At 57.9% G+C, this 22,352-nt stretch carries 14 protein-coding genes; 7 read left to right on the forward strand and 7 right to left on the reverse strand.

Features of this window, described 5'->3' with window-relative positions; genetic code table 11:
- Positions 1–5: 5 nt before the first annotated feature.
- The 6 genes from NTD86_RS19330 to bglX form a co-directional block, all read right to left on the reverse strand.
- Entirely contained in the window at positions 6–1,034 is a 1,029-nt protein-coding gene (locus NTD86_RS19330; RefSeq protein WP_262204556.1) for a hypothetical protein, read from the reverse strand.
- A gap of 127 nt (positions 1,035–1,161) precedes the next feature.
- The gene (gene codA / locus NTD86_RS19335; protein WP_262204558.1) at positions 1,162–2,403 is read right to left on the reverse strand and encodes a cytosine deaminase; all 1,242 of its coding nucleotides are present in this window, start codon (positions 2,401–2,403) and stop codon (positions 1,162–1,164) included.
- Complete coding sequence (locus NTD86_RS19340) at positions 2,400–3,623, reverse strand: PucR family transcriptional regulator (protein ID WP_262204559.1); 1,224 nt, start codon at positions 3,621–3,623, stop codon at positions 2,400–2,402. Before NTD86_RS19340 ends, codA begins: the two co-directional genes overlap by 4 nt.
- Complete coding sequence (gene codB / locus NTD86_RS19345; RefSeq protein ID WP_262204561.1) at positions 3,620–4,870, reverse strand: cytosine permease; 1,251 nt, start codon at positions 4,868–4,870, stop codon at positions 3,620–3,622. The genes NTD86_RS19340 and codB overlap by 4 nt, the downstream gene beginning before the upstream one ends.
- Before the next feature lie 727 nt (positions 4,871–5,597).
- On the reverse strand, positions 5,598–8,471 hold the full coding sequence (locus tag NTD86_RS19350) for a ribonucleoside-diphosphate reductase subunit alpha (RefSeq protein WP_262204562.1): 2,874 nt from the start codon (positions 8,469–8,471) through the stop codon (positions 5,598–5,600).
- A 696-nt stretch (positions 8,472–9,167) separates the two neighbouring features.
- Positions 9,168–11,459, reverse strand: coding sequence for a beta-glucosidase BglX (bglX, locus tag NTD86_RS19355; RefSeq protein WP_262204563.1), 2,292 nt, complete (start codon positions 11,457–11,459; stop codon positions 9,168–9,170).
- Between the two features lie 264 nt (positions 11,460–11,723).
- Between bglX and NTD86_RS19360 the strand changes: the two genes are divergently transcribed.
- The 4 genes from NTD86_RS19360 (at position 11,724) to NTD86_RS19375 (ending at position 14,787) form a co-directional block, all read left to right on the forward strand.
- Entirely contained in the window at positions 11,724–12,332 is a 609-nt protein-coding gene (locus NTD86_RS19360) for a LemA family protein (RefSeq protein ID WP_262204565.1), read from the forward strand.
- A 113-nt stretch (positions 12,333–12,445) separates the two neighbouring features.
- Entirely contained in the window at positions 12,446–13,189 is a 744-nt protein-coding gene (locus NTD86_RS19365; RefSeq protein WP_262204566.1) for a TPM domain-containing protein, read from the forward strand.
- A 27-nt stretch (positions 13,190–13,216) separates the two neighbouring features.
- Positions 13,217–13,831 carry a TPM domain-containing protein gene (locus NTD86_RS19370; RefSeq protein WP_262204567.1) on the forward strand — a complete coding sequence of 205 codons (615 nt, stop codon included), beginning with the start codon at positions 13,217–13,219 and terminating at the stop codon, positions 13,829–13,831.
- 239 nt (positions 13,832–14,070) lie between these two features.
- Positions 14,071–14,787: a hypothetical protein gene (locus NTD86_RS19375; RefSeq protein ID WP_262204569.1), complete on the forward strand. Its 717-nt coding sequence runs from the start codon at positions 14,071–14,073 to the stop codon at positions 14,785–14,787.
- A 67-nt stretch (positions 14,788–14,854) separates the two neighbouring features.
- Here the strand turns inward: NTD86_RS19375 and NTD86_RS19380 are convergent, their stop codons facing one another.
- Positions 14,855–19,600 (reverse strand): dermonecrotic toxin domain-containing protein, encoded by a 4,746-nt coding sequence (locus tag NTD86_RS19380; protein ID WP_262204571.1) that lies wholly within the window; start codon positions 19,598–19,600, stop codon positions 14,855–14,857.
- Positions 19,601–19,820: 220 nt separating this feature from the next.
- Between NTD86_RS19380 and NTD86_RS19385 the strand changes: the two genes are divergently transcribed.
- The 3 genes from NTD86_RS19385 (at position 19,821) to NTD86_RS19395 (ending at position 22,064) form a co-directional block, all read left to right on the forward strand.
- A complete protein-coding gene (locus NTD86_RS19385; RefSeq protein ID WP_262204572.1) occupies positions 19,821–21,038 on the forward strand; it encodes a class I SAM-dependent methyltransferase in 1,218 nt (405 codons plus the stop codon).
- A 117-nt stretch (positions 21,039–21,155) separates the two neighbouring features.
- Positions 21,156–21,737: a DJ-1/PfpI family protein gene (locus tag NTD86_RS19390; protein WP_262204574.1), complete on the forward strand. Its 582-nt coding sequence runs from the start codon at positions 21,156–21,158 to the stop codon at positions 21,735–21,737.
- 15 nt (positions 21,738–21,752) lie between these two features.
- On the forward strand, positions 21,753–22,064 hold the full coding sequence (locus NTD86_RS19395; RefSeq protein WP_262204576.1) for a ribbon-helix-helix domain-containing protein: 312 nt from the start codon (positions 21,753–21,755) through the stop codon (positions 22,062–22,064).
- Positions 22,065–22,352 lie beyond the last annotated feature (288 nt).

Below are 22,352 nucleotides of genomic sequence, written 5' to 3' on the forward strand. Positions count from 1 at the left end.
GAGCTTTAACCCTTGAGCAGCGTCCTGAACTCGGCACGCTGCGCCGGGGCGATGCAGATCTTGATGAGATGCTCGATTTGCCGGGCGGTCGCGTGCTTTTGCTGCAGCAATTCGATAGCCCTGACCCACAGGGCCTTGCGGCAATAAGGCTGCAGGTAGGCTGCCGTGGCTACTTTTTGCCCCTGGATCATGAGCTTGGCCGCAGGCCTGAATGCCTTGCTGACGGCGATCAGGCGCGGTTGGGCCTTGACCTTGTCGAGCAAGGACGGCTTGGGAAAGTGCACCGGCATCGTGGCTGACAGTGTCGGCAGTTCGGCGTGGTAGCGTTCACCATGATGGTCGAAGAACCCTTGGTTCATCGTGTGGTGAAAGCGTTTTTTGGAGTAGTAATGGTGGATGCAGTCATTGGCGGTCACCACGTTGGTGTCGCCCATGGCGAAGGACACGGCGATCTGTTCAATGGTGTGCAGCTTGTCGTAATGCTTGTTCCATTCATCGATCAGCACGATGGCCTTGTCCAGCACCCCTGCATTGGCGCGGGTCATGCCGCAGATGCCGCTGTTGTAGAGCTTGAGGCGGTCGTCAGGGGCTTTGCCGTTGGCGATCAGCTCATCCGAAAACGCCACGTAGTCGGCGCGCAACTTGGCTTCGGCCCACTCCCACTCAAACTCATCCATTAAATATTGCTGGTCGCTGATGCGTTCAAACAGCAGGGCCGGGTCTTTGAAAAACACCGTGTCGGTGTCGACGAAGATGGTTTTGTCCGCGAGTTTGGCCCCAGCCGCAATGGCGCAGGCTTTGCGTCGATGGGTGTAGCCGTAGGCGCCTTCCCAGTGTGCGAGTGTCTCGGTGCTCAGGGCGATGACGGTGACCGGCCAGCCCTCAAAGGTCTGGGGCTCGTCGGTCATTAGCGTGATGGTGAAACTGTTGGGCACGCGTCGTTCGTGAAGGGCCGACAGAATGCTCAGTTTGGCTTCTTGGCGGTAAACGGCATTACCGCCGTACAGCAGGTACAACAGGTGGGAGGAATCCATACATCCATGCTTTTAGTGTGCGTTAGCCCAAAGTCGGGTTGTCCAATGGCGCACATTATGCAGCAAACATGCAGGGCTCTATAACCCGATAGCCGCTGCCCTGGGGCGGCGGCTAATGGGGTCTGAATCATCCGCCAATGAGCTCTACACGCTCAGGAACACGGGTCATCAGCACTTTACCGGCACGGATAGAGACGCGAGCCTTGGCCTGACGGCGTAACACTTCGTAATCATTTTCTGCGTCCAAAATCACCAGGTTGGCCGGGCGGCCGACAGCAATACCATAGCCTTCGCCCAGGTTGAGGGTACGGGCGCTGTTGTCGGTGACCAGATCCAGGCAACGCTTCAGGTCTTCAAAGCCCATCATGTGGCAGATGTGCAGGCCAGCATCCAGTACGCGCAGGATGTTGCCGTTACCCAGCGGGTACCATGGGTCTTTGATCGAGTCCTGGCCCAGGCAGACGTTCATGCCAGCGCGGTCCAGTTCGGCCACGCGGGTCACGCCGCGGCGCTTTGGAAAGGTGTCGAAACGGCCTTGCAGGTGAATGCTTTCGGTCGGGCACGAGACAAAGTTGATGCCCGAGGCCTTGAGCAGGCGAAACAGTTTGGAGCAGTAAGCGTTGTCATAAGAGCCCATGGCCGTGGTGTGGCTGGCGGTTACCCGGCTGCCCATGCCACGTACGCGGGCTTCTTCGGCCAGCACTTCGAGAAAGCGCGAGTGCGGGTCGTCGGTTTCGTCACAGTGCACGTCCACCAGGCAACCGGTGCGCTCGGCCAGGTCCATCAGAAACTTGATCGAGCTGACGCCCTGATCGCGGGTGTTTTCAAAATGCGGGATACCGCCGACCACGTCCGCGCCCATCTCCACGGCACGGGTCATCAGCTCGCGACCGCCTTCATACGACTCAATGCCCTCTTGGGGGAAGGCGACGATTTGCAGGTCGATCAGGTGGCGCGCTTCCTCACGCACTTCCAACATGGCCTTGAGCGCGCCGAGGGTTGGGTCGGTGACGTCGACGTGGGTGCGCACGTGTTGAATGCCGTGTTCGGCCAGCATGCGAATGGTGGTGTGGGCGCGCTGCTTGGTGTCTTCGTGGGTGATGGTTTCCTTGCGCTGGGCCCAACGCTCGATGCCTTCAAACAGCGTGCCGCTGAGGTTCCATTCAGGTTGGCCGGCCGTCAGCGTGGCATCCAGATGGATATGCGGCTCAACCAGCGGTGCGATGACCAATTGGCCTTGCGCGTCGATATCGCCAGGCTGTGCCTGCACACTACCGGCTTGCAGGGTGATGGCGCTGATGCGTTCACCTTCACAGGTGATGGTGTGCAGGCCGGGGGTTTTACGCAAGGTGGCGTTGATAATGTTCATGTTCGATCCTGTCGTTGGGCTTCGGTCATGCGCCATACCAGCAGGGCAACCGAAGCGTTCATTCGAAAAAGTGGGTCATCGAGCGTTTGGCCGCTGAGCTGCTCGATGCGTTGAATTCGTTGGTTCAGGGTGTTGCGGTGGATGGCTAAACGTTGCGCGGCCTTGAGGGCGTTGCCGTTTTCCTGGAGCAAGGCGTCCAGGGTTTCGATCAAGCTGTTGGGGTGCTTGCGACGTTTCTCGACCATCCGCCCGAGGGTTTGCTTGACGAACAGGTCGATCACCGACCGATCGCCAATGGCCTGCAGCAGGCGCAGCACGCCCAGTTCATTGAAGTCGCAGAGGCCGGTGGCCGGGCGCAGGTTCTCGGCGACATCCAGCGCTTGGCGGGCCTGGTTGAGAGCTTGCGGGTAGTCCTCACAGGCGTCGACCTTGCTCGCCAGGCCCATAAACAACGCGAGGTCGCCAATCAGCGGCTGCAACTTTTGATAGAGGTGCGCCAGGTCTGCGCGAATGCTGTCGTGGTCGGCCAGCAGCAGGATGAACAGGTCGCCCTGTACCACCACCGGCAGGGCATCTGGCAGGGCGCGGCTCCAGGCATCGAGATGATCCTGCACAGCTTGACGGATTTGTTGCAGCAAGCGTTCTGCTTCATCCGGGGCGTGATTGTCAAACAGCGCATTGACCGCCGACAGGCGCAACGCCACCAGCCGTCGCGGGCTGTCGAGTGGCAGCTTCAAATGTGCGGCGCGTTGCCGGGCGGTGGCCAGGCTTGGGTAATCGCCGCTGAGCAACTGCGCCAGAATGTCATGGCGCGAGCGCTTGGCTTGCGCCATCTGAACCAGCGCGGTGCCGATCAGGTGCGTGACAATGACCATCTTCAGCAGGTATGGCTGCTCAATCAGCGGCAGGCCGTAGTGCTCGGCCAGTTCCACCACAGCGTTCGGGATGCGCCGGATAAATGGCTCGCCGGTCAGAATCACCAGCCCGGCGATGCCGCTGGCATCGCCCTCGTGCACCAGGCGCAGCAAGTTGGCTTCATCGCGGGGGTGGTTGATCCCGGTGACAAACACCAACTCGCCGCCCATCACCCACTCGCCAATGCCTTCGTTCTCGGCCACGTACGGCCAGCGCACGGTGCGATGCAAGTTACTGGCGCCCGCCCGAACGGCCATTTCCTCCAGACCGGGCAGCGCCAGAATTTCTTCGACGGTGAGGCTCAAACCGCCTCCTGCGTGCGGTGCTTGCTGATCTCAAGCAGCACCACGTAGCACAGGGCGGAGGCGGCGATGCCAACCAGAGGTGCGATCCACGGCGAGGCGTAGGCCAATGTGGCGCCGACGGCATACGACACCAGGCCGCGCAGGTTGTAGCGTGGCAGGCTGACCGAGGCCAGTTGCGGGTACTTGCCGTGATGGCGATACCAGAAGTCCGCCATGATCACGCCACCGATGGGCGGGATGATCGAGCCGAGCAGTACCAGGAACGGGATGAGCATTTCATACATGCCGCCAATGGCCAGTACCACGCCGATAGCGGCTGCAATCAGAGTCATGGTGCGGCGACGTTCACTGCGCACCAAGTGGCAGGCCGCGGCAGAAACGTTGTAGATGGTTGGGCCCTGGATGGTCCACAAATTGAGGCACAGCATGATCACCGCAGCGAACGACAGGCCTTGCAGCATCATCACTTCAACGATATCGGCCTGTTGGTAAACGATGGCACACCAGGCGCCGGCCACGACCATTAAGCCATTGCCGAGCAGAAAGCTGACCACGCTGGCGATGACCGCAATCCGGCCGGTACGCGACAGGCGCGTCCAGTTGGTGGCTTGTGTTGCGCCGCTGGCGAAGGTGCCGAAGACCATGGTGATGGCGGCTGAGAAGGTCATGGTTTCGTGTGGGATCACCGCCGCCAGCGCCTTGAAGCCGCCGACGTGCTGAGTGGCCAGGGCCATCGAGACAATCATCAGCACCAGCATCAGCGGCACCGAAATGCGCGACAGCACATCCAGCCCTTTGAAACCGATGATGGCGGTGATACTGAAGCCAAAGCCGAACACGACCATCAGCGGGATGGTGAAACCTTCGGCCAGGCCGAGCATTTTGACCAACACGATGGCCACGGTCGCCGCGCCCCAGGCGTACCAGCCCAGTTCGGCGAAACCGAGGATAAAGTCGGAAAGGCGGCTGCCGGCTTCGCCAAAGCAAAAGCGCCCCATCAACACCGTATTCAGCCCGCTGCGCGATGCGATCAGAGCCAGAGCGGCGGCATACAGGGCCAGCAACCCATTGCCGATCGCGGCAATCCACAGCATGTCGACAAAATTGAACGCCATGCCCAACTTGCCGCCGGCGAACATCGTGCCGGTGAAAAAGGTAAAACTGAACAACACCATCGAAATCGGTAGCAGGCCCTTGCGAGCAGTGCTGGGTGCTTCGCTTAACGCAAATTCACCGTGTGAACTCATGAGTTTTTCTCCGCCTTTAGTGGGTTGGCCGTGACCGGTGGTTTTGCTTGGGCAAAGCAATAACCGGGCCTGTTTTATTGCGCGGCAACATAACGAAAAAAAGGGGGCAGAAGTGATAACGATGGGTGTTCAAAGTGCACATACCGAGTTGTATTTTTATGTGGATGGTGTGCATTTTGCTTTATTTTGAAGCGCGCGTGCACTGTTTTAGGCGGGGGAGTTAGATAGCCGCTGTAGGAGCGAGCTTGCCTCGCGATCTTTTGATCGTGGCGTATTACCGAGGCGAATGATTTTACGGCTGCTGCGCAGCCGGACGTAGCCTCACAAGGCTCGTCAACGACTAAAGGGTTTGTGTGTGTCGGATGACCTGTAGGAGCGAGCTTGCCTCGCGATCTTTTGATCTTGGCGCAGTACCGAGGCGAATGATTTTACGACTGCTGCGCAGCCGGACGTAGCCTCACAAGGCTCGTCAACGACTACAGGGTTTGTGTGTGTCGGATGACCTGTAGGAGCGAGCTTGCCTCGCGATCTCTTGATCTCGGCGCAGTACCGAGGCGATTGATTTTACGACTGCTGCGTAGCCGGACGTAGCCTCACAAGGCTCGTCAACGACTACAGGTGGGTGTGCGCTGCGTGTTTGGAAAAACAAAACCCCCGCCAAACCCAACTGTATCCAGGGTTTAACGGGGGTTTTTAGTCAGGCGGTCAAGCCGCCTGGCCACTCAGGTTATTGGCAAGCTTCGCAATCCGGCTCGTCAATCGCGCAGGCTTTTGGCACGGGGGCCGGGCCAGCTGGCGCTGCTGCTACGTCTTCACTGTTTTTACCGCTCGATACTGCGTTGAGCTTGCCTGTGTTGACGGTGGACTTCTCGGTGCTGGTCGCTGCCAGGGCACGGAGGTAGTAGGTGGTTTTCAGACCACGGTACCAGGCCATGCGGTAGGTAACGTCCAGTTTCTTGCCCGAAGCGCCGGCGATGTACAGGTTCAGCGACTGGGCCTGGTCGATCCACTTCTGACGACGGCTGGCCGCGTCAACGATCCACTTGGTGTCAACTTCAAACGCAGTGGCATACAGCTCTTTGAGCTCTTGCGGGATACGTTCGATCTGTTGCACGGAACCGTCGTAGTACTTCAGGTCGTTGATCATGACCGAGTCCCACAGACCGCGAGCTTTCAGGTCGCGAACCAGGTACGGGTTGATCACGGTGAATTCGCCCGACAGGTTGGATTTCACGTACAGGTTTTGATAGGTCGGTTCGATCGACTGCGATACGCCGGTGATGTTGGCGATGGTCGCGGTCGGTGCGATGGCCATGATGTTGGAGTTACGAATGCCTTTTTGTACACGGGCACGAACCGGTGCCCAGTCCAGGGATTCGTTCAGGTCAACGTCGATGTACTGCTGGCCACGCTGTTCGATCAGGATCTGTTGCGAATCCAGCGGCAGGATGCCTTTGGACCACAGCGAACCCTGGAACGTCTCGTAAGCGCCACGCTCGTCGGCCAGGTCGCAGGATGCCTGGATCGCGTAGTAGCTGACTGCTTCCATCGATTTGTCGGCAAACTCAACGGCTGCTTGCGAGGCATAAGGGATGTGCTGCAGGTACAGCGCGTCCTGGAAGCCCATGATCCCCAGGCCCACTGGACGGTGCTTGAAGTTCGAGTTGCGCGCTTGCGGCACCGAGTAGTAGTTGATGTCGATCACGTTGTCGAGCATGCGCACGGCCACGTCGATGGTGCGCTTGAGCTTGGCGGTGTCCAGCTTGCCGTCCACGATGTGGTTAGGCAGGTTGATCGAACCCAGGTTGCAGACCGCGATCTCGTCCTTGTTGGTGTTCAAGGTGATCTCGGTGCACAGGTTGGAGCTGTGAACCACGCCCACGTGTTGCTGCGGGCTACGCAGGTTGCACGGGTCTTTGAAGGTCAGCCATGGGTGGCCGGTTTCAAACAGCATGGACAGCATTTTGCGCCACAGGTCTTTGGCCTGGATGGTCTTGAACAGCTTGACCTTGCCTGGGTACTCGGTCAGGGCTTCGTAGTACTCGTAGCGCTCTTCGAAGGCCTTGCCGGTCAGGTCGTGCAGGTCCGGGACTTCGGACGGCGAGAACAAGGTCCACTTGCCGTCATCGAAGACACGCTTCATGAACAGGTCAGGGATCCAGTTGGCGGTGTTCATGTCGTGGGTACGACGACGATCGTCACCGGTGTTTTTACGCAGCTCGATGAACTCTTCAATGTCCATGTGCCAGGTTTCCAGGTAAGCACACACAGCGCCTTTGCGCTTGCCACCCTGGTTAACGGCTACGGCGGTGTCGTTCACAACCTTGAGGAACGGGACCACGCCCTGGGATTTGCCGTTGGTGCCTTTGATCCACGAACCCAATGCGCGCACAGGGGTCCAGTCGTTGCCCAGGCCACCGGCGAATTTGGACAGCATGGCGTTGTCGTGGATCGCGTGGTAGATACCCGACAGGTCGTCCGGCACGGTGGTCAGGTAGCAGCTGGACAGCTGTGGACGCTGAGTACCGGCGTTGAACAGGGTCGGGGTCGACGACATGTAGTCGAAGGACGACAGCAAGTTGTAGAACTCGATGGCGCGGTCTTCTTTTTGCTTTTCTTCGATCGCCAGGCCCATGGCCACGCGCATGAAGAAGATCTGCGGCAGTTCGAAGCGTACGCCGTCCTTGTGGATGAAGTAGCGGTCGTACAGGGTCTGCAGGCCCAGGTAGGTGAACTGCTGGTCACGCTCGTGGTTGATCGCCTTGCCCAGTTTTTCCAGGTCAAAGTTGGCCAAAGCCGGGTCCAGCAGGTCGAACTCGATACCCTTGGCGATGTAAGCCGGCAGCGCCTTTGCGTACAGGTCGGCCATTTCGTGGTGGGTCGCGCTTTCGGCAACGTTCAGGAAGCCCAGGCCTTCACCGCGCAGGGTGTCCATCAGCAGGCGGGCGGTCACGAACGAGTAGTTGGGCTCACGCTCAACCAGGGTACGGGCGGTCATCACCAGGGCGGTGTTTACGTCGCTCAGGGCCACGCCGTCGTACAGGTTTTTCAGGGTTTCGCGCTGGATCAGCTCGCCGTCGACTTCTTCCAGGCCTTCACAGGCTTCGGTGACGATGGTGTTGAGGCGGGCCATGTCCAGCGGTGCGAAGGTACCGTCGGCGCGGGTGATGCGGATGGTCGGGTGCGCGACCACAGTGCTCTCGGCCGGAGCGCGGGTAGCGCGTTCCTTGGCACGTGAGTCGCGGTAGATCACGTAGTCACGCGCCACTTTTTGCTCGCCGGCGCGCATCAGTGCCAGTTCAACCTGGTCCTGGATTTCTTCGATGTGGATGGTGCCACCCGATGGCATGCGGCGCTTGAAGGTCGCAGTGACTTGCTCGGTCAGGCGCGCAACGGTGTCGTGGATGCGTGACGAGGCAGCTGCATTGCCACCTTCAACTGCGAGAAACGCTTTGGTGATGGCGACAGTGATCTTGTCGTCGGTGTAAGGAACCACGGTTCCGTTACGTTTGATCACGCGCAATTGGCCTGGCGCGGTCGCAGACAGATCCAGATTTGAATCGGAACCCTGCGAGTTCTCGCGAGCTGTGTCGGTTTGCATGGGGGGGTGTCTCCACATTCTCTATGTTTATTTGGGCGCTTTTTGGGCGCCCACCGTTCCGTCCTGAAGCACTACAACCGATCATGAACCGGGCATAACAACTTCGGGACGTACAGAAAGGGGGGTTAAGCCGCTTCCGTGCCGAAGTCTTGGTCTGCGCGTGCAGCCTCAAACCGTATTCCTCGAGGGTGACAGTATTTTTACTGCAACACCCGGGCCGCTTTCCTGCTGTGGTGCTGGAAAACTGCTGCCATCCGCATGAGCGGTTTGGACTTTGAAAACTGCGTTTTGTTTAACCCAACGGGCGCGAGAAAAGGGCTTGAAATTCTCGTCTGAGTTGTGTTGGGTTTTTGGCCTCAAACCCTATATGTAGGGCTTTTTGGCGGAATTGATACAAGATATGCGTTTTAATGACAGCGTGCAATGCACGACCTGTGGATAAGTCTGTGCGTAAAGTGTGTATGAAGGGTTGATAAACGACGTAGGCCGCATAGACGCTGGATTGCACCGCTTGTCACCGAATTTTGCAGGATCAAATCGTACCGTCAGAATTTTGAGGGCGCGAACCCTACCACAAAAAATCGCCCTCTCCGAACGCATTTTCAGGCGGATGCAAAGATCATAAAGGTCAAGTGGAAATTGCTTGGAAGAGGGGCCGAAAAGGTCGTGGCAGACCTTTCCGGCAACCGCGCGGAGTTACAGCAGTTCGAAGCTGTTTTGTTGCACGTTTTGCGAGTCGAGGCCGATTTGCACGTCGAATTCGCCCGGCTCGGCGGCGTACTTCAACTGCGCGTTGTAGAACTTCAAGTCATCTTCGTTGATCTTGAACTGCACGACTTTCTGCTCGCCCGCCTTGAGCATGATTTTCTGGAAGTTCTTCAACTCCTTGACCGGGCGACTCATGGAAGCCGTGACGTCGCGCAGGTACAGCTGCACCACGGTTTCGCCATCACGCTTGCCGGTGTTCTTGACCGTGACGCTGGCAGTGAGCGTGTCGCCCGGTTTCAAGGTCTTGGCCGAGAGGCTTACCGGCGAGACGCTGAAGTCGGTGTAGCTCAAGCCATAGCCGAACGGGTACAGCGGCGAGTTTTCGGCATCGAAATACTGCGAGGTGTAATTACCCGGCTTGCCCGGCGTGAAGGGGCGGCCAATGCTCAGGTGGCTGTAGTAGCTGGGAATCTGACCTACCGAGCGTGGGAAGGTGATCGGCAGCTTGCCGGACGGGTTGTAGTCACCCAGCAGCACGTCCGCAATCGCGTTGCCGCCCTCGGTACCGCTGAACCAGGTTTCCAGCACGGCATCGGCATGCGCTTGTTCCTGCTCGATCGACAGCGGGCGGCCGTTCATCAGCACCAGCACCAAGGGCTTGCCGGTGGTTTTGAGCGCGGTAATCAGCGCGCGCTGGCTCTCTGGAATATCCAGTGAGGTGCGACTCGATGACTCATGCGACATCCCGCGCGACTCACCCACCACGGCCACCACTACGTCCGATTGCGCGGCGACCTTGAGCGCTTCGTCAATCATCTCTTGAGGCGAGCGCGGGTCGTTGATCACGTCGACGTCACCGGTATTGATCTGGTTCAGGTAGTCGGCAATTTTTTGATCGCCCGTGATATTGGCGCCACGGGCATAGGTAACCGAACCTTGCGGGCCGAGGGCCTTTTGCAGGCCTTCATACACGGTCACTGATTGCGCTGGCACCCCGGCACCGGACCAACTGCCCAGCATGTCGACCTTGGAGTTGGCCAATGGGCCGACCAGAGCAATACGTGTCTGCTTTCCAAGCGGCAGGATCTGGTTCTGATTTTTCAGCAACACCAGGCTCTTGCGCGCCACGTCGCGGGCTTCCTGGCGATGCAGGCGGCTTTCGGCGTTGGTGTCGGCCGGGTCATCCTCGGCTTTACCAATGCGCAGATAAGGATCGGCGAACAGACCCATATCGTATTTGGCGCCGAGCACTTCACGCACAGCATTGTCCAGATCGCTCTGCGGCACTTCGCCCGACTTCAGCAGGCCCGGTAACTCTTCGCCATAGGCTTTGTCGTTCATGCTCATGTCGATACCGGCCTTGATCGCCAGCTTGGCGGCCTCGCGGCTGTCCTTGGCAACGCCGTGCTTGATCAGTTCCAGAATCGCGCCATGGTCGCTGATCGCCACGCCTTTAAAGCCCCAGTCCTTGCGCAGCAGGTCTTGCATCAGCCAGGTGTTGGCGGTGGCCGGGACGCCGTTGATCGAGTTCAGGGCAACCATCACGCCGCCAGCCCCAGCCTTGATTGCGGCATGGTAGGGCGGCAGGTAATCCTGGAACATGCGGGTCGGACTCATGTCGACGATGTTGTAGTCTCGTCCACCTTCCACAGCGCCATACAGGGCGAAGTGCTTGACGCTGGCCATGATGTTGCCGGGCAGGGCCGGGGAGACGCCCTGGTAGGCTTTGACCATGACGCTGGCGATGCGCGACACCAGATAGGTGTCTTCGCCAAACCCTTCCGAGGTCCGGCCCCAGCGCGGGTCGCGGGCAATGTCGACCATCGGCGCAAAGGTCATGTCGATGCCGTCGGCGCTGGCTTCCTGGGCTGAAACACGCCCGCTCAGGGCGATGGCGTCCATGTCCCAGCTGGCCGCCAGGCCCAGGCTGATCGGGAAAATAGTGCGATGGCCGTGGATGACGTCGTACGCAAAAAACATCGGGATCTTCAGGCGGCTGCGCATGGCGGCGTCTTGCATGGGCCGGTTTTCGTCACGGGTCACCGAGTTGAAGGTACCGCCGATGTGCCCGGCGGCGATTTCCTTGCGAATCAATTCTCGCGGCATATCCGTAGCGATGCTGATGAGGCGCAACTGGCCGATTTTTTCGGCTTCGGTCATCTGCTTCATCAGATCAGCGACAAACACGTCTTTGGGCGGGAGTGGAGTGGCCGGGGCTTGGGCCCACACCGACTGACTGACCAGGCCGATTGCGATGCCCAGCACACACATCTTTCTCATGAGATTCTTCTACGCGGCCGCTTGGTTAAAGCGAAGGGAGGCCCGCGCTTTCGAAGCGATGTTATTCGGGGAAATGCGCATGAACTACTTAACTTAAGGAAATATCCTATCGTTAAAGTGAGTATTCCTGCGCAGGATGCAGTCTTTTAGCTGATTCGCCGGGTGCAATCCAGTGGTGCCGGGTGATATTCGATGGCGATGCAGAGGTTTCATCCTGACGGCGAGCCAATCAACGCAATGGAATTAACAGGGAGTCAAAGACGCATGCACTTACAGAATGCAAGATGGGTGGGTTGGAAAGTCGTCGCACTGCTGGCCCTCAGCAGTGTGCTGGCCGGTTGCGGGATCAATACCATCCCGACACTCGATGAGCAGGTCAAGGCGGCATGGTCGCAAGTGCAGAACCAGTACCAGCGGCGTGCGGACTTGATCCCCAACCTGGTAGAAACGGTCAAGGGCGCGGCCAAGCAAGAGCAGGCGACCCTGACAGCGGTCATCGAAGCGCGGGCCAAGGCGACCTCGATTCAAGTGGATGCCAGCACCCTGGACAACCCGGAAAAGCTCAAGCAGTTTCAAGACGCGCAAAACCAGCTGACCGGCGCCTTGAGCCGTTTGATGGTGGTGTCTGAGCGGTATCCGGACCTTAAGTCCAACCAGAACTTTCTGTCGTTGCAGTCGCAACTGGAAGGCACCGAAAACCGCATCAGCGTGGCCCGTCGCGACTTTATTCTCGCGGTTGAACGCTACAACACCGAAATTCGCACCTTCCCCGGTCGCCTGTGGCACGCGGTGATGTACAGCGACTTGCCGGTGCGTGCGACCTTCGAGGCCACTACTCCGGGCGCCGATACAGCCCCTGAGGTGAAGTTCTAACGGTTTGTTACCTACTGTTGGAGCGAGCTTGCCTCGCGATCTTTTGCTTTTAAAGATCAAAAGATCGCGAGGCAAGCTCGCTCCTACCGTATCAATAAACACACGAGGTACTGATGCGCGTATCCAAGCTGGCCGTTGGCCTGCTGTTGTGTCTATTAATAGCCACAGCACAGGCGCTGACCTTTCCTACACTCAGTGGGCGAGTGGTAGACGAGGGGCAGATGCTCGATTCCGCCACCCGCCAACAACTCACTCAAACCCTGCAAGCCCACGAAAAAGCCACCGGCGAACAAGTGGTGGTGGTCACCGTGCCGGACCTGCAAGGCGTGCCTATTGAAGACTACGGTTACCAACTGGGCCGCGCCTGGGGCATTGGCAAAAAGGATGAAAACAACGGTGCGTTGCTGATCGTCGCCCGTGATGACCGTAAACTGCGGATCGAAGTCGGCTACGGCCTGGAAGACCGTCTGACGGACGCGCAAGCCTCGGTCATCATCAACCAGATCATCACCCCGGCGTTTAAAGCCGGCCATTTCAGCCAGGGCATCAGCGACGGCACTGCCGCCATGCTGCAGGTGCTGGGCGGTACGCCGCTGGCCGAACCGGCTTACACCAGCGGGCAGGGCGAGGGCGATGACTTCATGGCCGAACACCCCGGCGTAGTGCTGCTGTTGTTTGTACTGTTCGTGGTGGTGGTCGCGGCCTGCCAGTTCTACGGTTTTTGCAACTCGGGCGGCGGCGGTGGCTCACGTTCCGGTGGTTTTGGCGGCGGTGGTTTTGGACGTGGCGGTGGCGGCGGTGGTTTTCGCGGAGGCGGCGGCAGTTTTGGTGGCGGCGGCGCTTCGGGCGGCTGGTAATTCATTTTTAAACGGGCATCGACACTTATGGCTTTACTCACGCAAGAGCAAAAACGGCAGGTTGAAGAGGCCGTGACCCGCGCTGAACAGCGTACCGACGCCGAAATCGTCACGGTCCTGGCGCCGCGCGCCGACGATTACAGCTACATCCCTTTACTTTGGGCCAGCTTGATCGCCCTGGTGGTACCGGCGCTGGTGCACTTTATAAACAGCGACATGACGATCTACACATTGCTCATGCTGCAATGGGCCACTTTTGTATTTCTTAGTCTGATCTTCCGCATCCCGGTGCTGACCACCTTTCTGATCCCGGCCCGGGTGCGCCATTGGCGGGCCAGTAACCTGGCGCGACGTCAGTTTCTCGAACAAAAATTGCACCACACCCAAGACCGCACCGGGGTGCTGATTTTTGTCAGTGAAGCTGAGCGCTATGTCGAGATCATCGTTGACGAAGGCATCTCTCAGCGCCTGGACAACAGCGATTGGGGCAGCATCGTCAGCGACTTCGTGCGCCGCGTGGCACTGGGGCACACCGCAGAAGGCTTTATCGCCTGTATCGACGCCAGTGCTGAACTGCTCGAGAAACACGTCCCCAAAACTGGCACACGTAATCAATTGCCGAATCGGTTAGTGGTGCTGTAGTGAGTTGTAAGCCATAGCACCGGTCAATCAGAACACCGCCGTAAACCAATATTAATGGCGGCGATGTTTAAAAGGAGGGTGGCACTTACCGTTTTGTTTGCAGGTGCTGGTAACAATGGCAGGCGACCAACGGCCATTTAATTCGCTCGGAACTGTTATTTGTGACAGTAGTTAGCATCCGAGGCGGCTGCTAGATTGAACGCTCGCTGTCACTCTAAAAACATGCGGGGCGCAAGTAAATGAGCAAGCCAAAAGTAAGTAAACGCACTGCCGTTAACCTTATTACCAACGGTGACTTTTCTGAGGGTAATAGTGGGTGGGCTTCAAATACCGGCGGCACTGTTCGGGTAGAGGGTGGGCTGTTACTTCTTTCGGCTGGCGGGCTAAACAGTGCGGTGCAAACAGTGACAGGGCTGTCAGCGAGCGAAAATTACAAACTGACATTTTCGTATAGAGTCCGGCGTAAAGGAAACAACGACGGTTATGTTTCGGTCAATGGGAAAAACATCGATAACCTGGAAACTGTTTCTGAAGGTGAGACGTTCGCCAACAGTGTCGATCATCTTGTGACGGGTGTTACCAAGGTAGATTTACTTTTTATTACTGAAGCGCGTGCAGTGACGATTGATAACGTTGTTCTCGAAGCCGTTGTCAAAACCTCCTATTTGACAGTGTCGGCCGAAACAGTCGAGCACGATCAAACCATACAATGCACGCTTCAGGCATATAGTCCAACGGGCGAACCACAGGGTAAAACGCCGGTAACCTGGACGAGTAACGGATCAATTTCAATCACCTCTTCAAGCAGCCTTACAGACGATCAGGGGAAGGCCACTTGCGTTGTCGCCAGTGATATTTCTCTTCCTGGGCAGGAAGGGCAAGGCACTATTTATGTGAAGATTGTGGATGACAACTTAACATCGCCTTATCTCACGTTTAAACAACAGGGTAAATGAGCCTGACTGTCCATGTGGGTGTCGCCGTAACAATTATGAAGGCGCCAGTACGGCGCTTTCATCACGTTTACTGGACCGCCAGAAACAGTTTTTCCGCAAGCGCCAGGGTGATCTTGCTGCGGTAAATTTGAATCACATCAGTCGTTGACCCCGCCTGCGCATACAACGCCTGGGCACTCAGAAAGCGTTGTTCCTCGGTCTTCAAATGCGCGGCCGTAAAAGAAGTGAGCGGCGCATCGGTTGAGTCGTAATGAAAGTGCGCGTACCACAAGGCCTTTCCATCGCGACTGCGGATCTCATATTCCTGCATGTAATCTTTACGCGGCCCGCTGAGTGGGCGGCGCCTGCCCAACCGCACAATCTCCACCTGGTCTTGCGCCTTGAGGTAGTCGATATGCGCTGCCGTGGGTGGCAAGTCGGTAATCAGGCTGATACGCAGCCGTTTACCCTCAGTGCGCAACCGCACCGAGTTGAGCTCTAACTGGGCAATCAGTCCGTTGGCTGCGCTGATTCGACTGCGCGACAGAGGTTCTACATCTGGCCCCTGTGCCAAAAGCAGGCGCTGCATTTGCTCGGCGACCTCATCCAGGGACTGGCTTTTGAATTCGAGTATTTCCTCTATTTCCACCGGGATTTTCGACGTCTTGGCAAACGCGCGTGCCTGTTGAATGCTGGTCTCGACCCGGTCGAGCAATTTGGCCGCGTCGGTCTCCAGCCTGACCAGGGATTTGGCATGAGAGACCGGTGCGGGATTGGCCGGCCTGACGTTTTCGATCGGCTCCCATTCGTCGCCCGTCGCTCGCCGGTATGAACTGACGGTAAGTTGGCTGAATGCATCGACGACGTCGACAATTTCAGTCGGGTTGTCGGGGCTGGGCTCACGTACCACGCCCACCAATACTTGCTTGCCGGTGGTTTTGAAGACCTTTTGTCGAGAGGTGCCGGCTTTGGCCTTGGTCTGGGGCAGGGCCGCTTTCCAACTGGGGCCGGGCTGCGGCTCATCAGACTCGGAACTTGAGCTTTCAGACTCCCATATCACCTTTGAAAGCTGCAGCTCGGCAAACGCCTGCAATGGTTTGACGACAGCCTTCAATGAGGGGAGGTACTCGTTGCGAAAATGCTCCGAGTTGAGCGCGATCAGGTTTTCACAGGTCGCCGTCAAGCTCTGGTAAAGCGCAATGGCTGACTCGAAAAACTCAATGTGCTCTTCGGTGATCTGCGGCTGCAGCCGCAACCTCAACTGTGACCAACCCATGTTGACGAAGGCATCGGTGTCCAGTTGCTTGAAGGCGTGCAGCTCTTCGGCCGTGAGGTCGCTGGCCGTGCGGTTGAGCACCAGTTCCAGCAGTGTTTCCATATAAATGACGGACCAGTGACGGTCGAAAAAATGCTTGTCCTTTTTCTGGAACAGGTCTGCCAACGGCGAATCGCGCGGCAACGGTAACTTGCTGGTTTCTTCGATACCTTCCGCTTCCATCAGTGCAATATCAAACGCTTTGCGCTCGAGCACTTCGGCTTTTTTCAGGTGTTCGATGATTTGCAGGTAAGGCCGCTGGTTACCGGTCTCCAATTGATTGATGGCAATGCCCAGCTGGATCTTGAACTGCTCACTGAACGTGGTAAGCGGCAGGTCCTTGCGTTGTTCTTCAAGGAAGTTTTGCATCTTGAAGAGTTTGAAAGTCAGCTCGACCCACAGCGCCTGCATTTTGTTGGCGAAAGCGGGTACGGGGACCAATTCGTTCATCTTTTCCAGGACGTTGATCAACGCCCGTGCACTGCTGCGCCATTGGATGAACTCTGTTTCGTAGCGCTCGAAGAACGTCGCTTCGCGCCCGCTTGGCGTGGCCAGCAGGTGTTCAGTGAGCGTCAGTACGCGATCGCGGGTCTGCTTTTCGGTCATCAGCCGTGCTTCTTCAGCGACCAATTGCATCAAGGCCTGTTTTTTTTCTTCGCGCAATTGGGCAATCCGTTTTTTTGGCCCGCCGCCCCGCAGTTTCAGGCGCAGGTCGAAATCCCACTGCCCGGCCTCATCGCTCATCAGCCAAGGCCCGAAGCGCAGAGGTCTAATGGCGTCCTGAATCACTACGCCATCATCCTGACGGCTGACGCGGTAGGTTTTTTCGAGAATGACAGCGTAGGTGTGCCCCTGAAAGTTGATCAGGCCTTTTAGCGGGGCGACTTCAATGCGTGCCCCGCCGCTGACATCCAGCGGGGTGATGAAGGTGTCCAGGGCGGCGCGCTGGCTGGGAGAAGGTCGGGACTGTGCGCTGAACCAGGAAAAGTCCAGTGTCGAATAGCTGCGGATGGCCAGGGCATCCGGATCGGGGCCTGCCTTACGGCTCAACGCGCGGGGTGTCTCGCTGGCCGGGGCCGTCTCAGGCGTTGGCTCGGCGGGCAACTTCAGCGGGGCCAACATGGGCAGGTCGTGCGGTGCCTTAAGACGCGAGTGGGCATTTTGCTCGGCATGAAAGCTCAGCCCTTCGTTGAGCAGCGCTTGCCCCAGATTGAGCAGCAGGTTGATCACACTTTCTTTGGCGGCTTGCTGGTCGCCTTCGATTCTGGCTTGCAGCGCCTCGTCGATGCTGATCAGGGTCTGGAAAATCCATGCGGCTTTTTGCAACGGGCCGTTGACGAAAAAGGTCAGGCCGTTGAACAGCATCCAGGCATAGCGCTTGAACATCAGCCAGCGCCGCTCGGAACCGGAAACGCTCTGTTTGTCCGAGAGCGTGATGAGGGCCTGAACATGGCTATCAAAGACATACGCCAGCGCGTCCCCCTTAATGATCAGATCGGCCAGTTGCGCGGGGCTGCGTGGTAGCAATGCCAGAAGCCCGGCATTGACCACGCTTTCCAGATGAGGACGTTCAAACCCGCCATCGGCGTAATAACTGCGCATCGAATCCGGTAGCCAGGCCAAGACCAGGTCCTGGAGTTCGCCGGGCTGTTTGATGGCCGTCATCAGCGCCTCGCGGTCGGCAAACTCGAGCAGCGAATCGGTGGCAAACGGACGGTACAGCACTAAAGGGCCGCTGCTCAGGTCTCTGGGACCCAAGACGAACATGTTATCGACGAGGTTGACTGCGGCGCCTTCATATAGGGTGAAGGCCAGTGGCCGGATGCAGTCCTGGCCATTGTTGAGCGGCACGGACGTAGCGCCCATCAGGCGGGCGACGAGTTTCCAGCCTGCCTCGGTGAACCCGCCAGTGCCGCGGATCTTATGCTCCAGGGCCAATAGCGGCAGTTGTGCCTTCAACTGAAACGTAAACAACGCTTTACGGCTGGTCACTTGCGCGACGTCATCCACCAATTTGGCCTTGAGCAGGTTGATGTACAGCGCTCCGATATCGATGTTTTCTAGCAGGTTCTTGAGGTAACTGGCGTTCAGCCATGTAGGCAAAGGCAGGTCGCTGAGTTCTTTGACCCCGATAAAGGCGGCGGGTTTACCACCTACATAGGTGAGTGAAAACTCGGCCAGCGACAGGACGTCTTCTGTCAGCCAGGCCATCTGCAGGTTCTGGATGGCAATGTCATGAATCTCGATCCTGGCTGCGTCGACGTGTTCGTCCGGATGGTCCTGCAGCATCCGGGCATTGAGGGTTTGCACCGCGAAATCCAGCAGCGGCGGGATGTCATCGAGAAAGGTTTTGCCCAAGGCCATGTGTTGTTGCACCACTTGAGCGGCCATCAACCGACTGTAGTCGCGAAGGTCGGCAGGTGAGGCCGCGGTCAACCATGGCGGGACTTTGCTGACCAGTTGTTGAAAACCTGGGGATTCTTCAGGGCTGAAAAACTGAAACATCGCCGCTTCTTTATCCAGCGCTTGCGCCAGCCGGGAGGCGCTCCAGCGTTCTGTCCGGGCGGTCTGGCCCAGCGTCACCAGCGTGCGCAGGGTCTGGTCCAGCAGGGTTTGGGCCAAAGCCTGAAAAAAATGACCTTCGGGCTCATACAGGCTCCAGACCAACGGGCTGTCCGCCGGCAGGCCCGGTATGCGCCGTGGCAGTGATTGGGCAAAGTCTTGTAGCGAATCGAATGCCTCAATCCCTTCGGTCAATGACCAGGCCATGACGATCAGACGCTCGCCGATGCGGCGTGTAATCAGTGCCAGGCCCGGGAATTGAATGTATTGCGGTCCTTGAGCCTGCGTGGTCTCGATGTTGATCAGGTAGGCATGCAGCGGTGTTTCAGTGGTGAGCCTCAAGCGCTCGTTTTTTTCAGCAAAGGCTGCAAGGGCGCCGAGCCCGGCAGCCTGTTCTTGGGTCAGTGCGGGTTGGCGGTTGCTGTTATTGAACGCAGCGCTCAGCCCCACCTGGAGCACGCGAACCAACCACAGCCAAGGGCTGACACCCAGGGCTGATGGGGTGCTCCAGAAGTGGGTCAATGCCTGGGCGAAGACGTCGATCACCTGCGGCGCCCACTCATTGAGCACGCCCTCAAGGGTGTCCATGCGCACACTCAAGGGCGCGGGGTTGTCGGGTTTCTGATCAACGGTCAGACGGTGCCTGTCCGCTGACAGGTTGATCGTGCGCTGATCGATAAAGCCTTGAATCAGCATCTTGGAGGGCACGATTAACTGCCAGGTGTCGATCTGATCCGCCTGCTGGGCCGGCTGAGGGTCAGTCAATGACACGCATTGGGCAATATGCAGTTGTGTGAAATCGGCTTGAAGTGCGGGCGAGGCTTCTAGCATGGCTTGTTTGAAGGCTGCGGCGACCGCGCCTTCAAAGGTCGGACGGGGCAGGAACTGGTCCTGGGGAAAATTGCCTATGGCGGTGAAACGAGCCAGGAAGTCCGGTGTAGATGAGAGTGTTTTCATGAATCTCCATTGCGTCAGGGAATAAAAACAGGACGCCTGCGCCGAAGGTAATCCGGTGAGGTTCGAGGCGTTGATTAGACGCAATGGGTGCGGTTCAGCAGCGGTAGATAGGTATAGGCGGCGCGTATTGCGAAATAACCCCGTGCCCCCGGACGTCAACACGCCTAAAATGGCGGTCTTTAGGATTCCCCCCCTCCTGTCCCTCGAGGCACCATTTTCAATGTCAGTGACTGCAACCTCCGCCACCTCTGCGCCGGATCACCGTGCGCAATTCTTGAACCTGCTGGAAACCGGCCTGGCGCAGAACTCGTTTATCAAGCTGGTGCTGGCCAAACATGTGGGCCCGGAAGCAGAGTTGCAGCGCATTATCATCAAGCAAGTCACGGTCAAGGATCAGCCTTGCCTGTCGTTTGTGTACCGCTACAAGACCCGCGACATCACCAAGAATTTCCCACTGGACGAGGCGGTGTCGACGATTGCCGGGTTGTTGCCGGAGGCCTTCAAGAATGCGCATTTGTTGACGCTGACCGACGAAGTGCAGTTGGAGTACAGCAAAAAAGGCAAAAGCTCATTGTTTAAAGGCAAAAGCCAGCAGGCGCGGGAAGTGCCGTCGGCTGAGCATAACCGTGAGAAAAATCGCTTTCTGGACCTGACACGGCCTTTTTTGGCGGACCTTGGCGTCACCAACAAGCAGCAAGAGCTGATCCCGGCGATGTCGCGCAAGTGGAAGCAGATCAACAAGTTTATCGAGGTGTTTTCCCATGCCTTGAGCAGCTCGCCGCTCAAGCTCGATCAGCCGGTCAAGGTGGTGGACTTCGGTTCGGGCAAGGGTTACCTGACGTTCGCCATCCACGATTACCTGCGCCACAGCTTGCAGGCCGAGGGCCTGGTGACGGGGGTTGAGTTGCGTGAAGACATGGTCACGCTGTGCAACAACGCTGCTCAACGCCTGGAGCATCCTGGCCTGAGCTTCCAGCACGGTGATGTGCGCAGTTTTGCGCCGACGCCGATTGACGTGATGATCGCACTGCATGCCTGTGACATTGCCACTGACTACGCGATTCACATGGGGATTCGTTCCGGGGCGGCGATCATCATGTGTTCGCCGTGCTGCCACAAGCAGATCCGCCAGCAGATCCAGAGCCCGGCATTGCTCAAGCCGATGCTGCAATACGGTTTGCACCTGGGCCAGCAGGCCGAAATGGTCACCGACAGCCTGCGTGCGTTGTTCCTCGAAGCCTGCGGCTATGAAACCAAGGTGTTTGAGTTCATCTCGCTGGAACACACCAACAAAAACAAAATGATCCTCGCGGTCAAACGTGCCGAGCCGCAAGACCCGGCGCAATTGTTGGTGAAAATTCAGGAACTCAAGACGTTCTACAACATCCAGGAACACTGCCTCGAAACCCTGCTTGAGGCCGATGGCTTGTTGAAGTAAGCGTGCAGCAAGCGCTCGGTCGGGTACGTAGTAGTTGGCTATTACCCACGTGGGCGCTTAGGGGTTACCTTGGCTACTCTTATTGGCCCAAGGTCTTACCTATAAGGAGCACGCACCATGGCAGCAAAGAAAATTCTGATTCTGGCTGGCGATTACGTCGAAGACTACGAAGTCATGGTGCCGTTTCAGGCGCTGTTGATGGTCGGACACCAGGTGCATGCCGTGTGCCCTGGTAAAACCGCTGGCCAGACTGTTCGCACTGCGATCCATGATTTCGAGGGCGACCAGACCTACAGCGAAAAGCCCGGGCATCTGTTTGCCCTTAACTTTGATTTCGACAAGGTCAAGGCTAGCGCGTATGACGCGCTGGTGATCCCGGGTGGTCGTGCGCCGGAATACCTTCGCTTGAACGAAAAGGTTCTGGAGCTGGTGCGTGATTTCGACAAGGCGGGCAAACCGATTGCCGCGGTCTGCCACGGCGCGCAACTGCTGGCAGCAGCGGGCACCCTCAAAGACCGTGAATGCAGCGCCTACCCGGCCTGTGCACCTGAAGTGCGCCTGGCGGGGGGGACTTATATTGATATCGATGTGACCAAGGCACACGTGCAGGGCAACCTGGCCACGGCGCCGGCGTGGCCTGCGCATCCCACTTGGTTGGCGGCGTTCCTTGCGTTGCTGGGTACCCGGATCACTTTGTAAGCAGAGGGCGTGACCATGTGTGAGCTTTATGTAAAAGCTGATCCGATCTTGTATGAATCGCGCTCGCGCTCATTGCGTATCTGCGGCGTGGTCACCACCTTGCGCCTGGAAAATCAGTTCTGGGACATCCTCAGCGAGATCGCAGAAGCAGACGGCCTGACCACCAACCAGTTGGTGGCCAAGTTGTATGAAGAAGTGATGGATTACCGCGGTGAAGTGGTCAATTTCGCCTCGTTCCTGCGAGTCAGTTGCACGCGCTATTTGAGCCAGCGCCGGGTGCAAGCCCCAGAGTTGACAGTGGTGCCACGCAGTACCGGGCACGCGTAGGACCTGCGCGTCCGGAACACCGAGGTGGATGGTTTTACGACTGCTGCGCAGCCGGACCTAGCCACGCAAAGCTCGACAACGACTATAGGTTGGCGTGCACACGAGGTTGTAGCGAGCTTGTCTCGCGATCTTTCAAGATCAAAAGATCGCGAGGCAAGCTCGCTCCTACCGTTTCTGTTGACAGTGCTCGGTGCGGCGTTGCTGGGTATCTTGTTGCCATCGACGAAAAAGATTTAAGGCCCCTCTAAACCTCTGTAGTAGCGAGCTTGTCTCGCGATCTTTCAAGAT

Source organism: Pseudomonas sp. 7P_10.2_Bac1 (assembly GCF_025465935.1).
GTDB lineage: Bacteria > Pseudomonadota > Gammaproteobacteria > Pseudomonadales > Pseudomonadaceae > Aquipseudomonas.